This window comes from Streptomyces sp. UW30 (assembly GCF_008042075.1).
Taxonomy (GTDB): Bacteria; Actinomycetota; Actinomycetes; order Streptomycetales; family Streptomycetaceae; genus Streptomyces.
In genome coordinates this window covers 1-12,757 of record NZ_RDBN01000032.1, presented here as the reverse complement: position 1 = coordinate 12,757, position 12,757 = coordinate 1, and the positions used below count along the sequence as shown (strand labels likewise).

General features: G+C 66.5%; 11 protein-coding genes and 1 pseudogene. 10 read left to right on the top strand and 2 right to left on the bottom strand.

The features are described 5' to 3' along the window. Positions 1-416: 416 nt before the first annotated feature. The 3 genes from EAO75_RS15170 to EAO75_RS15165 all read left to right on the top strand — a co-directional run bounded on the left by EAO75_RS15170 (position 417) and on the right by EAO75_RS15165 (position 2,890). Complete coding sequence (locus EAO75_RS15170) at positions 417-1,376, top strand: SMP-30/gluconolactonase/LRE family protein (protein WP_147995593.1); 960 nt, start codon at positions 417-419, stop codon at positions 1,374-1,376. Between the two features lie 211 nt (positions 1,377-1,587). After that, on the top strand, positions 1,588-2,022 hold the full coding sequence (locus EAO75_RS45870; protein WP_187284450.1) for a hypothetical protein: 435 nt from the start codon (positions 1,588-1,590) through the stop codon (positions 2,020-2,022). After that, positions 1,937-2,890, top strand: coding sequence for a Dyp-type peroxidase (locus EAO75_RS15165; protein WP_147995592.1), 954 nt, complete (start codon positions 1,937-1,939; stop codon positions 2,888-2,890). The genes EAO75_RS45870 and EAO75_RS15165 overlap by 86 nt, the downstream gene beginning before the upstream one ends. Before the next feature lie 224 nt (positions 2,891-3,114). Here the strand turns inward: EAO75_RS15165 and EAO75_RS15160 are convergent, their stop codons facing one another. Continuing rightward, positions 3,115-4,110 carry a GlxA family transcriptional regulator gene (locus EAO75_RS15160; RefSeq protein ID WP_147995591.1) on the bottom strand — a complete coding sequence of 332 codons (996 nt, stop codon included), beginning with the start codon at positions 4,108-4,110 and terminating at the stop codon, positions 3,115-3,117. A 293-nt stretch (positions 4,111-4,403) separates the two neighbouring features. Here EAO75_RS15160 and EAO75_RS15155 point away from each other — a divergent pair, with 293 nt between their 5' ends. Continuing rightward, positions 4,404-5,204, top strand: coding sequence for an alpha/beta fold hydrolase (locus tag EAO75_RS15155; RefSeq protein WP_147995590.1), 801 nt, complete (start codon positions 4,404-4,406; stop codon positions 5,202-5,204). Positions 5,205-5,368: 164 nt separating this feature from the next. On the opposite strand, the gene EAO75_RS15150 is transcribed toward EAO75_RS15155, so the two are convergent. After that, complete coding sequence (locus tag EAO75_RS15150; protein WP_147995589.1) at positions 5,369-6,019, bottom strand: NAD(P)H-binding protein; 651 nt, start codon at positions 6,017-6,019, stop codon at positions 5,369-5,371. A gap of 303 nt (positions 6,020-6,322) precedes the next feature. Between EAO75_RS15150 and EAO75_RS15145 the strand changes: the two genes are divergently transcribed. The 6 genes and pseudogenes from EAO75_RS15145 to EAO75_RS15120 form a co-directional block, all read left to right on the top strand. Beyond that, positions 6,323-7,246, top strand: coding sequence for a LysR family transcriptional regulator (locus EAO75_RS15145; RefSeq protein WP_147995588.1), 924 nt, complete (start codon positions 6,323-6,325; stop codon positions 7,244-7,246). Between the two features lie 145 nt (positions 7,247-7,391). Continuing rightward, entirely contained in the window at positions 7,392-8,588 is a 1,197-nt protein-coding gene (locus EAO75_RS15140; RefSeq protein WP_147995597.1) for a CaiB/BaiF CoA transferase family protein, read from the top strand. Then, positions 8,578-9,459, top strand: a complete 882-nt coding sequence (locus EAO75_RS15135; RefSeq protein WP_147995587.1) for an HpcH/HpaI aldolase/citrate lyase family protein — start codon at positions 8,578-8,580, stop codon at positions 9,457-9,459. Before EAO75_RS15140 ends, EAO75_RS15135 begins: the two co-directional genes overlap by 11 nt. Positions 9,460-10,159: 700 nt before the next feature. Continuing rightward, positions 10,160-10,441: a hypothetical protein gene (locus tag EAO75_RS15130; RefSeq protein ID WP_147995586.1), complete on the top strand. Its 282-nt coding sequence runs from the start codon at positions 10,160-10,162 to the stop codon at positions 10,439-10,441. Positions 10,442-10,720: 279 nt separating this feature from the next. Then, the gene (locus EAO75_RS15125; protein WP_147995585.1) at positions 10,721-11,407 is read left to right on the top strand and encodes an HAD family hydrolase; all 687 of its coding nucleotides are present in this window, start codon (positions 10,721-10,723) and stop codon (positions 11,405-11,407) included. A 7-nt stretch (positions 11,408-11,414) separates the two neighbouring features. Next, a pseudogene (locus tag EAO75_RS15120) lies at positions 11,415-11,942 on the top strand (transposase family protein); the annotation flags it as partial. Positions 11,943-12,757 lie beyond the last annotated feature (815 nt).

The following is a 12,757-nucleotide window of genomic DNA, read 5'->3' as shown; positions in this document are numbered from 1 at the left end:
ATCCTGACCATGGTGCCGAGTGACATATTCGTCACCCATACCGCCCCTTCGTGGACTTTCATGCCGTTCGCGCCCGAGCAAGAAGGACTGAATGGAATAGGGCCGCTCGCGCACCCAGTGGCGAAGCACGGCGAAACAGTGCCTACCGCCGCCGACGATTCGGCGAGATGGAAGAACACGCGCTCCCCCGAGAAGCACCCGCCCACATGGCCATTGCCCGTTCACGCCGGACATTCACCTGCCATCCGGCGCACGGCCAAGATGAACCAAACATGCCGATGGCGCCATCCTGCGCCCACGTCCAAAGTGGCGCCAGCAGGGCCGACACAGGAAGTCGCAGCGCTGCTGTTTCGGAAGGCCCGCAAGGATCTGAAAGCGCCTCGGCCGGTGCGTTCACCAACTAAGGAGTGACCCTCATGAGCCTCAATCGCGCCGCCAAGCTCGTGGGCATAGCCCTGAGCGCCGCGGTTCTCTCGCAGACCACCCCAGCGGTCGCCGACACCCCAACCAACCCGTACATCAAGGCACGGATCGCCTACCATTTCGATCTTGCCGCCGGCCAGCAGCCGGAGAACATCGCGCTCGGACCCCACGGCGCCATCTACCTCAACCAGGCCGTCGCGCGCCAAGTGGTCCGGCTCCATCCCAACGGCCGCCAGCAGGTATTGGCGACCCTGCCGGCCCCCACCGACGGTGGTGTCCACACGCCGATGCTCGGTTTCGCGCTCCTCACCGGGCTCGTGCGAGTCGACGACGGCACCCTGTACTTCCTGTACGTGGCAGGGACCAGCGATCTGACCGGGCTCTGGCGGTTGAAGCCGGGCGGCGTGCCCGAGCGCATCACCCCACTGCCGGCCGACAGCCTGCCCAACGGGCTCGGGCTGGATTCGGCCACCGGCGAGTTCTACGCCGCCGACTCGGCGCTGAGCACCGTCTGGCGGATGCCGATCGGCGGCGGCGCGGCCACTGCGTGGGCCACCGGCCCAGAGCTGGCTCCCCATGGCACCCTGGGCGCGAACGGCATGAAAGTCCACGAAGGGGCGGTATGGGTGACGAATATGTCACTCGGCACCATGGTCAGGATCCCGATCCGCTGCGACGGATCCGCCGGGGCGTTCGAGACCAAAGCGACCGGGCTGGCCGGCATCGACGACTTCGAGTTCATCGGCGACAGCGATCGGATCGTCGCGGCGCTCGACGTGCAGAACGAGGTCGCAATCATCGAGCCCGACGGTAGCCACTCCATCGCACTCACCGGCAAGGACGGTCTTGAGAATCCGACGTCGGTCGCCGTACGCGGTCACACCGTCTACATCGCGTCCGCCACATGGGTCGTGCGCAAGGACCCGAACCTGATCATCGCCCACCTGCGCTGAGAGTAACGGCCCGTTGTCCGCCGGTTTCGGGCTGCCGGCCCGGATGGGCCTGGGCWGCCCAGGCCCATCCGGGCCGGGGAGGTACAGGGACGCGGCTGGGCAGTCCGGCCGCTCAACGCCGACATGACGGGGCATCGACAGCTTCACGGTCAAGAACGCGCCGTACTTCCGCCTTCTCTTCTCCGCCCATGTGCCTGCGTACTTCGTCGCCATGGGCCAGATGCTGGAGTACGACCTCGACACCGTCGTCTGCGGCCGCATGTCCCTGTACGGTGCTTCCGAAGATGYACAGCTCAATCGCGAGTACATGGACGACCCGCGAACCTCTGCCCCCGAGGCGCTGAGCACAGTGGACCTGAGGGAGGCCACGATCGGCGTGCTGCACGTGAACACGCAGGCACGGCTTGAGGTCTGGATGCACGCCGTCGTCGCTTGCGCGGCCGAGCTGATGCCGGGGGCGTGGGAGAGGCGCATCGCAGGAAACGACGTCTTCCTCGCCGAGAACCGCACAGAGCGTCGCACCAGATCGGGAGAGAGAATTGACCGCCAAATTCCCGTCCGTGACCGGGTCGCAGCCGCAACCAGTGCTCAGCCCGCTGACCAGTGCCGCGATCTTCCTGGTGGTCACCATCGCTTCAGGGGGTGAGGAGAAGACGCGGCAGCTGCTGACCGACCTCCGCTCGCTGGAGCGAGCCCTGGGCTTCGGTGTGCCCGAAGCCGCCTTGAGCTGTGTGGCAGGCATCGGCTCCGAGGCCTGGGACCGGCTCTTCGACTACCCGCGCCCGATCGGCCTGCATCCCTTCCAGCCCTTGAAAGGATCGCGGCACAGTGCGGTGTCCACCCCCGGAGACCTGCTCTTCCACTTGCGTGCCACCCGGCCGGATCTGTGCTTCGGGCTCGCCACCGAGATCATGAACCGCCTGCGCGGCGCGGTGACCGTCGAGGACGAGGCGCAGGGCTTCAAGTACCTGGACGCGCGCGACCTGCTGGGCTTCGTGGACGGCACCGAGAACCCGGTCGGTGTCGCCGCCCGCGAGGCCGTACTGATCGGCGAGGAGGACCCCGGCCACGCCGGAGGCAGCTACGTGATCGTGCAGAAGTACCTGCACGACATGGACGCGTGGAACGCTTTGCCCGTCGAAGCGCAGGAGCGGATCATCGGCCGTACCAAGGCGACCAACCTTGAACTGGACGAGGCCGCCTCCCACGCGGAGTTGAACACCGTCACAGGGCCGGACGGAGAAGAGCGGAAGATCCTGCGCGACAACATGCCCTTCGGTAGCCCTGGTCGCGGCGAGTTCGGCACCTACTTCATCGGCTACGCGCGCACACCGGAAGTAACCGAGCTGATGCTGCGCAATATGTTCCTCGGCACACCGGACGTCACCCACGACCGCATTCTCGACTTCTCCACAGCGGTCACCGGCACGCTCTTCTACGCACCGTCCGCGGACTTCCTCGACCACCTGCCCGCGCGCCCGACGTCTGATGCGAAGACGATCACGCCATCGTGAACCGGTCGAGCCTCGCGCCGCCGGGAAGCAGGGCAGCGCGGCCGCCCGGCTTGGGCGTTACTTTTGTGGACAACGGTGATGCGCCTGGGGAGCGCCGTTCGTTTCCGGTCGACCCCCTATGAGCGCTGTGCTGGATGTAGTCGGGGACCAGAACCGCTCGGCAGCCGCGTAGTCCCGCTTGTCGTAATTTTCGGGACGCCTCCGGTCGGGTCGGCCGGCCGGCCTCACGTCGCCGGATGCTCGGGTTTCCCGTCCGCCCGGACCGGCGGCGCTGTGCCGTCCGACGGCTGGAAGGCCCGACGATAGGCAGACGGCGTGGTATCGAGGGCGTCGCGAAATCGGGCGCGAAGGTTGGTGCTGGTTCCAAGCCCGCTCTGGGCGGCGATCTGCTCGATGCCGAGATCGGTGGATTCCAGGAGTTCGCGGGCGTGGTTGATACGGGCGGTGAGCAGCCATTGGTGCGGCGTGATACCGGCTTCCTGGCGCCACATGCGGACCAGGGTGCGGGCGGAGACGCGCGCCCGCCGGGCCAGGACGTCCAGTGTGAGCGTTTCGTTGAGGTGCCTCAAGGCCCAGTCGCGGGTGTCGGCCAGAGTGTGGTCGGTGGGGGAGGGCAGAGTCCGATCGATGTACTGGGCCTGGCCGCCGTCGCGGTGCGGTGCGGCGACCAGTTCGCGGGCGATGCTGTTGGCGACCACAGCACCCAGGTCCTTGCGCACGATGTAGAGACACAGGTCGATGCCGGCGGTCATGCCCGCTGAGGTCAGCAGAGGATCGTCGTCGATGTAGAGGACGCTGCGGTCCACCCGGACCGCGGGGTAGAGGCGTTCGAGTTCGTCGGCCGTGGACCAGTGCGTGGTGACCGTACGGCCGTTGAGCAGTCCGGCTGCGGCGAGTGCGAAGGCTCCGGTGCAGATCGAGGCGATGCGGGCGCCACGGTCGTGGGCGAGCTTCAGGGCCGCGATGACCTCGGGCGCCGGTGGCCGCTGATATTCCCAGTAGCCCGGCACGATGATCGTGTCGGCCTGGGCCAGGGCCGGCAGCCCGGCTGTGCATCCAACCGTGAACCCCGTGCTGGTCGTGACGTCGCCGCGGGCACCGCTGCACACGGTGAGCTCGTACGGCGTATAAGAGCGCGCGTTGAAGATCTGGGTGGGGATACCGAGATCGATGGGGATCACGAACGGCAGCGCCAGAACCGCGACACGATGAGGAGCCATGGCTGCAATATTACGACCGTAACTATCCTGACAAGGTGCGGGTTCGGCCGCGCTGGGCATTCGCGCGGGAGAGGCCCTGCTCCGGTGGCGCCGCTTGCTCCTTGTTCGGTGAGTCGGCCTTCAGCCCAGCGTGTCCCGAAAATTGCGGAGGGTGGCAGACCGGCTTGTGGTTGATCGAGAAGGGCTGGACGACGATCGAGCCATGAGCGGCACGGCCCGACGGCCGGGCTCACGTCGGCAGCGACCGCGGCAGAGCGGCTCGGCGCCGGCCCAGGCAAGGACACCCGACTGCTGTGACCACGTACACCCCGATCGGGCGGTACTTCGCCGTGAAGGACGGGCGGCTCTACGGCCACGTCCGCGAGGGCGACGGGCCGGCCTTGGTCTTCCTGCACTACTGGGGCGGCTCTCACCGCACCTGGCGGCCGGTCATCGAGCGACTGAGTCCCGTCCAGGGGTTCGTCTCCTACGACAGCCGTGGCTGGGGTGAGTCCACCGATGCGCCAGGCCCGTACGGGATCGAGCAGCTCGCCGACGACGCTCAGCGCGTCATCGGAGAGCTCGGATACGGCGAGTATGTCGTGGTCGGGCACTCGATGGGGGGCAAGGTGACCCAGGTGCTCGCTTCTCGCCGCCCGGCGGGGCTGAGGGGTGTGGTGCTCGTCGCGCCCGCTCCGCCGGCTCCGGTCGGTGTGACGCCCGAGTTCCAGGAAGCGTTGTCCCACGCCTACGACAACGCGGAAACCATCGACCAGAGCATTGACCAGGTGCTGACCAACGGGGGCCTGTCGGCCGAGGCGCGCCGGCAGGTGCACGAGGACAGCTCCCGGGCAGGCGAGGCAGCACGCATGGCGTGGCCGCGACAGGCTCTGGTCGAGGACTTCGCGCATCGGGTCGGTGCGATCGACGTGCCCGTGCTCGTGATCGCCGGTAGCGACGACAAGGTGGACCCGCCTCCCGTGCTCCGGGAACACCTGCTGCCCCTCGTCCCCACCGCCACCCTCACCGAAGTCGACGGAACCGGCCACCTCTCGCCGCTGGAGGTGCCCGACCAAATCGCCTCTCGCATCAGTGCGTTCATCGCCCGCCTCTAGTGACCACGAGTCACGTCCAGGGGCGGCGGCACCCGCGCGGTGAGGACCGAACCCTTTCCGGCGCATCGCACAACATGTCGGGGTCGTGCTTTCCGGGGAGATCCCCTGATTGTCCCCTGATTACGTGCCGGGTGGCACGGGTGCTTCGCAGCAGGTCAGGTGGTCTAAAGTTCCCGTACGGCTTGGTCGATGGGTGTGTCCCCGCTGACCAGCTCCAGGGTGCGATGTGACACATCGGCCGTCAGCAGCGAGGCGATCACCGCGGCAACGTCGGCGCGCGGTACGGAGCCCGGATCGGCGACCTTGTCCATCAGCGTGACGCGGCCGAGTCCGGGATCGTTGGTGAGTCCGCCCGGCCGCAGGATCACCCAGTCCAGGTCCCGACCGCGCAGGTCGTCCTCGGCAGCAGCCTTGGCGGAGAAGTAGGCAGGCCAGTCCCCACCACTGAGTTGTGCCGGGGGAGCGTCCACGCCCATCCCGCTGATCTGCAAGAACCGACGTACGCCGGCACGTTCGGCGGCCTCGGCCAGCAGGACCGAGGTGCCACGGTCCACCGTGTCCTTGCGAAGCGCACCGCTGTTCGGCCCGGCACCGGCGGCGAAAACGGCCGCGTCGGCACCCACCAGCACCTGCGCTACGGAGTCGAGGTCGGCCGACTCCAAATCGAGGACCACTGCCTCCGCACCCGTCGCCGTCACCTCCGGCACCTGCTCGGGCTTGCGAATCAGGCCTACAGCTGTGTGGCCGGCGGCGCTCAGATCCCGCTCCAGAAGGAGAGCGATCTGCCCATGGCCGCCTGCGATCACGATTCGCATATGTCCATCCTCGTTGACGAGCTCTCCAGCCCCGTCTCTGCCACGCCGGCGAGACGGACGTGCCCCCTCGAGCCTGGTGACCTGGTGGACGCGATGGGTGTCGTCTCTTCTCGTCCAGGCTTTTCCGCCGACGGGCAGTCGAGTGCTCTGGGGCGGTCAGCGACACGATCTCGTATGACGGGGGACCACCACATCACCTGAATAGGTGATCTCCGAACCACCAGGTCCCGGGACGGGATACTCCGCGGCAGCGCCACGAGCATGCTCACCGCCACAAGGCAACAACTCGTAAGGTCGTTGCTCATGGACAGCACCTTGCGCCAGCTCGCCGCCTACGCGGCGGTTGCCCGGGCGGCCAGCTTCACGGCGGCCGCAGCTCGCCTTCAAGTGTCTCAGTCCTCCCTGAGCCGTGCCGTCGCTGACTTGGAGCGACACGTAGGGGCCCAATTGCTGGAGCGGGACACGCGAAACGTGCAGTTGACGCCTGCGGGTGTGGAGGCGCTGCGGATCGCGGAGCAGATCGTGGACGCTCATCACTCGGGCATGAAAGAACTGGCACGGTTCCTCGAGGGGGAGTCGGGTTCCGTGGCCGTGGCGACGCTGCCGTCGGTGGCTGCGCTGCTTCTGCCACGGGTGATCTCCGACTTTCGGGCTCGGTGGCCCGCAGTCGGTTTCCAGATCATGGACGGCCTCGAAGCAGCGGTGCTCGGACGGGTGCTGTCAGGTGAGGCCGACTTCGCCATCACCACTGGGGAACAGTCGGCCCGGCTTGAGCACCGGCCTTTGGTACGCGACCGGTTCGTCGCGGTAGTTCCAAGAGAGCATGCGCTGGCCCAGCGGGAGGGCCTCACGTGGGAGGACCTCGCCCGCGAGCCCTTTCTCGCCATTGGTCGTGAGTCGAGCGTGCGGCGACTGACCGATGCCGCGTTCGCGCAGGTTGAGGCGCGAGCGACGCCTGCGGCCGAAGCGGGGAACGTAGCGACGGTGGGCGGTCTCGTGGCGGCCGGGCTCGGAGTCACGGCACTGCCCGCCCTAGTCCTGCCGCTACTTGGCGCCGGCCCCGTCGTACATGTCCCGCTCAGCGGCCCCGTGGTGAACCGGCGTCTGAACATTGCGCAGCGGGCGGGACGGCCCGTGCCAATGGCGGCTCGACGATTTCTGGAGACGCTGAGTGAGCACCGCGCCCGGGGCGCGGAGCTGCCGTCGGGCGTCTCCTGGGCTGACTGACGCCTATTAATGCATAGATCGCATGAATATATTCCTTTCTCTTGCTGGACGCGCATATACCGAAGCGGCAGGCTGAGGTCAGGCGGGGCCCAGGGGCCGTGAAAATTCAGCCAGGGAGAGAGTGGTGTCAGGCGAGCAGTCGGACATGCACGGGCGCGGCCAGTWGAGCGACCTGAGAGTGGTCGAGTTCGCCCACGTTGTGGCTGGTCCACTGGCGGGCGCTCWACTGGCCGATCAGGGCGCGGATGTCGTGCACGTGGAACCGCCGGGGACCGGTGACGCGGCTCGCGCGATGGGTCCGCGCAAGGACGGCCACCCCCTGTGGTTCAAGGTCGCCGGCCGTAACAAACGTTCGGTCACGCTGGACCTGCGTCAGGAGGAAGGGCGCGTACTCGCCCACCGGCTGGTCGCCTGGGCGGACGTCGTCATCGTCACACTGCGCAACAGTCGGCTGAGGGAGTGGGGTCTGGACTGGGAGACCGTGCACCGCCTCAACCCAAAGGCCGTGCTCCTGCAGATCTCGGGCTACGGCGCCACCTCGTCACTCGCTGACGCACCCGGCTTCGGAAAAGTCGGTGAGGCACTCAGCGGCGTGGTCGGACTGACCGGTTTTCCCGACGGGCCACCGGTGCACACCGGGTTTTCGCACGGCGATGCCGTGACCGGCCTCATGGGCGCCTACGCGGTGCTCGCCGCCTTGCATCGCCGCGGCCACGACGCTGATTTCGACGGTGAATGGATCGACTTGGCCCTGTTCGAGCCACTCTTCAGGCTCGTGGAATGGCASGTGATCGTCCATGACCAGCTGGGCCAGGTGCCCGAGCGGGCGGGCAACCAACTGGCCGTCGCCCCCGCTGCCGTGATCAACACGTACCGGTCTCGCGATGATGAGTGGATCACCGTGACGTCGGCGACCCTGCGTTCTGTCCTGAACATCGCGGAGCTTCTCGGCTTCGAGGCGGAGCTATTCGCCACCGGCAAGCAGCAATTGGCGCAGCGCCACCGCCTTGACGATGCCCTGCGCGCCTGGGTGGGGGAACGCAGCGCGAGCGAGTGCCTGAAGGCTTTTGAGGATGCGGAAGTCGTGGCGTCACGCGTGTTCAGCATGGCAGACATCGCCGACGACCCGATTTACCGCGAGCGCGAGGACATCGTCACGGTCGATGACGCCGATCTCGGGCCCGTCCGCATGCAGGCAGTCCTTCCGCACTTCCGACAACGGCCCGGGCGGGTCTGGCGTACCGGTCCGGCGCTCGGCCAGGACAACGACCTGGTCTATCGCGACTGGCTGGGACTCGATGAGAGCGAACTCGCGGAATTGGAGAAACGCAATGTCGTGTGACCGCCCCCGCCTGCGCTCGCTGCTGTTCGTGCCGGGCACGCGAACCGATCTCCTTCCCAAGGCCGTTGCCTCCGGTGCGGACGCCGTGATCCTCGATCTGGAGGACGCGGTAACGGCCGCCGGCAGACCGTCGGCGCTCGCTCAGGTGGCTCACGCGGTCGAGCAACGCACGGCGCATGATCACCCCGCGCTCTTCGTCCGGGTCAAGCCGCTGAAGGGGTGGGCAGCGGTGGAGGATCTGCGCGCAGTCGTCGGTCCCGGCCTCGCAGGTCTCATGCTCCCCAAGATCGCATCCCCCGACGACGTTCGGTTCGCGGACCAGATGCTCACGTGGTGCGAGCGGGAACAGGGCCTGCGGGAAGGGCATCTCGCCCTCGTGCCACTTCTGGAGAGTGCATCCGCCCTTCATGCCGCGTACGCCTGTGCGGCCGCATCGCCGCGCGTCGCCTACACAGGCGCTGTGGCCGGCGCCGGCGGCGACGTCGAGCGCGCCCTCGGCTATCGCTGGAGCACGGAGGGCACTGAGACCCAGGCGCTACGGTCACGAGTACTGCTCGATGTACGCGCTGCCGGCGCTCCGCATCCGGTTGCGGGTCTGTGGACACGCATCGGCGACCTTGACGGGCTGCGTGCCTTTGCGACCGGCAGCCGCGCCCTCGGGTACACCGGCATGCTGGCAATTCACCCCTCGCATGTCCCTGTGATCAACGAGGCATTCTCGGCCACCGCCGATGAGTTTGCCCGCGCTCGCCGGCTGCTGGACGCCTTTGACCAGGCTCGCCGCGACGGAGTTGGTGCGCTTGACTTCGAGGGCGACATGGTCGATGAAGCGATGGTCACGACAGCGCGCCAACTGTTGGAACGGGGCTGATGCCCCAGTGCGGCGCGTACTCGCGGCCATGTGGTCTCCCGAACATCGGTGATCGGCTGGTGCGAGCGAGGGCATTGTGCCCCACACCGGACCGCGAAATGGGCGCTTCGCACCCTGTCGAGCGATCTGGCAGCTCCGAGAGTGCGGGACACGGACTCTTACGCACGGACGTGTCCCTGTGCGGCAGACGCACTGCGACGAAACCGTCCGTCCGTCGAGCGCTCCCCACCATCTACTCGATCGCCTCGCCGTATCCGGTTCTGGATCCGGGGTGAGGTTTCTGACGCGGAAGGATCAATGATGATCGACGCAGCAGCCACCGCAGTCGCTGTCCCGCGCCCTGGCCATGGACCGATCCGGCTTCGTCGGATCGGTCCCTTCCTTCTGCTAGGACAGCTGGCCTGGGCCGTGCCCGGTACGGCAGGTGCGACGCTGCTGCGTCGATCATCATTGATCCTTCCGCGTCAGAAACCTCACCCCGGATCCAGAACCGGATACGGCGAGGCGATCGAGTAGATGGTGGGGAGCGCTCGACGGACGGACGGTTTCGTCGCAGAATCTTGCGCGGTGGTACAGAATAGTCGCAGCTTGGTCAGCGGTTGGGTTGACCGTGTCTTTTGCGCCATTATTGTATGTATCCCGCCATGTTTCCAATAGCGGTCCGCTATCGGTAGTCAAGTGGACTTTGGCGGTCACGTTGATGCTGTCGCTGGTGACTTTTGTCCTGTATTCTCATTGGCGGCTGTCTCTGGCGGTTGCTGAACGCCGGATGGCCACTCTGCGCCGACTCAACAGCGCCATGCCTCGCCGTCCTCCGGGCCGCCCTCAGCAGTTCGACGAGGAGACTCAACGAGTTTACGAACTTTTCAAAGAAGTCAGCGGGAGTCCACTCGGCATGGTGAACAGTCAAACAGTGGCGTCTGTGACTCTATCCATCCTGACTGGCATCGTTCCTGTTGCCATTGCACTGCTTGTTCGTTGAGCTGTCTCGTGGCGGGGACCCTCCAACTCGGGCCGGTTCCCATACCCGAAGTCGACTCTGTCCTCCCGTGCTATACCGAGCACCCTTATAAGAGCTGTCCCGCTCCGGCGTGCCTCCGGAGGGCGCTCAGCATGCACGTCCAGTTGTGCTGCTGACCTGCAATCTTTGGCCTCAAGTCGGCCCGGATGGACACTCTCACTCGCCGCTCACTCGGTTTGACGGGAGCTGAGGGCTGTCCCGCAAACTGCCTGCTCGGTGGCCTGATGGCATGATCGGTGCGTGATCGGTGAACCTGCTCAGCCTGGGGCCAAGAGGTACGTTCTGTTTGATGTCGACGGCACATTGATCGATGCCGTGGACAACCAACGCCGGGTCTGGAGCGTGTGGGCGGAGCGATACGGGCTGGGTCCCGCCGAGGTCTACCAAGTGGCGCTGCGGACGAGGCCGATGGAGACCTTCGCGCAGGTCGTTCCGGACCACGACCCGCGGGAGTGCCTGGCCGTGCTGCATGAGCTGGAGGACGAGGATGTGCGGTCCGGCGTGTATGCGGCCTTCGACGGTGCGTCTGAGTTGCTGGACGCTCTGCCCTCCGGGTCGTGGGCGTTGGTGACGTCGAATTACGAGCACCGGGTCCGTGGCCGCTTCGCCCGGACCGGCTTGCCGGTGCCGGATGTCATCGTGGATGCTGCCTCCGTCGAGGAAGGCAAGCCCTCGCCGGTCCCTTATCTGCTGGCTGCCAAGCAGCTCGGTGCCGAGCCGGAGGACTGTCTGGTGATCGAGGACGCCCCCTCCGGGGTGCAGTCCGGGCTGCGTGCCGGCATGACGGTGTGGGGGGTCAACGCTCCCGTTGCGGTGGACGGCGTGCACCGTCACTTCAAGAGCCTGCGTGCAGCAGTCCTCGACGTTCTCGCCTTCGCGTCCAGAACTCACCCTCACCAGCTGGAGGGCTCAACGCCAGTGGAATGATCTTGCTGTGGCTGGTGTGATCACGGCGTCGGAGCCGTCTTGGATAGCCCCGTTCACCGGACTGAGCCGGCGCAGTTCGTAAAGCTGGTGATGGTGCTGCGTCGCGCCGGTGTCGATACCGACCACCGAGGTCGGCCGTGGGGATTGTCCCTGGACGACCGCACGCTGTTGGTCACGGCCTGCTGGCGCACAAACTTGACGATGCGCCAGCTCGCCCCACTGTTCGGCATCTCGAAGTCCGCGGTCGACCGCATCATCGATCACCTCGGTCCGCTGCCGGCGCTGCAGCCTCGGCGCCGCTTCGCGAAAGGCGGCGTACTCATCGTGGACGGCACCTTGATCCCGACCCGCGACCACGCCATCGCCGAACAGTCGAAAAACTACCGGTACTCCACCTACCACCAGGTCGTCATCGACGCCGACACCCGGTCTGATCGTCGTGGTCGGACAGCCGCTGCCGGGCAACCGCAACGACTGCATGGCGTGGGGAGAGTCCGGCGCAAAGTCCGCCGTCGGCCACAGCCGGTATGTCGCCAGATGGCTGCGGCTGATGTTCGTCCATGCCGCCGCTCCTCAGTCGCCTCGCCTCAGACCCTCTGCTGGCGAGGCTTCAACCTCAACCGCAGCGCTCCGAATGGGCGACAGTGTCGACAACCGCAGACGCGAGAGCGCAGTGCTGTATCTGCGCCCGATAGAGGTGGTGGACCTCGCCTCTGGAAGTCCGTCAAGGCTCTCACCCGCAGTGTGTGCGTTGGGCAGGAGTGTGTCGGAGGTGTCGCAAACACTGAGAGATAACAAGAGAGGGCGGGAGTCAGTSWSACTGACTCCCGCCCTCTTCTGTCGGCATCCGCCCTGGCCAGGTACCAAATTGGTAGGTGCTTAGGCGAGTGCCCCCGGCAGGATTCGAACCTGCGCACACGGCTCCGGAGGCCGCTTCAGGCCCGTGCATCCGTGCAGGTTACGAGCATCTGACCGATTGAATTGCCCTTCCCTGTCCACAGATGGTCCGTGAGTGGAGGCAGCGGGGGGGCGTCAACCGAAGAAGCGCCTAGCGCTGAACGTGGACATGAGACGGCATGCCGACGGCTTCAGGGGAGGCGCCAAGGGTAACTGTCTCAGGAGCCGTTCTCTCCGTGGCACCTTTGCCCTGAAGGGTGAGAACTTAGTGGTTTAAGTGTAAAGATGTTGTAGAATCCACACGCCCGTCAGCGGGAGGCATCTTCGATGACGGTGCTGAGGGACGTTCTCTTGGTGGGGGCTGGGAGCGGTGGCAAGAGGCAAGACGTCGCTCCGTGGCGCGTTCACGCTGGCCGACGGCAAGTGGCGGAGGCTGCCTGAGTGGGCGGAATG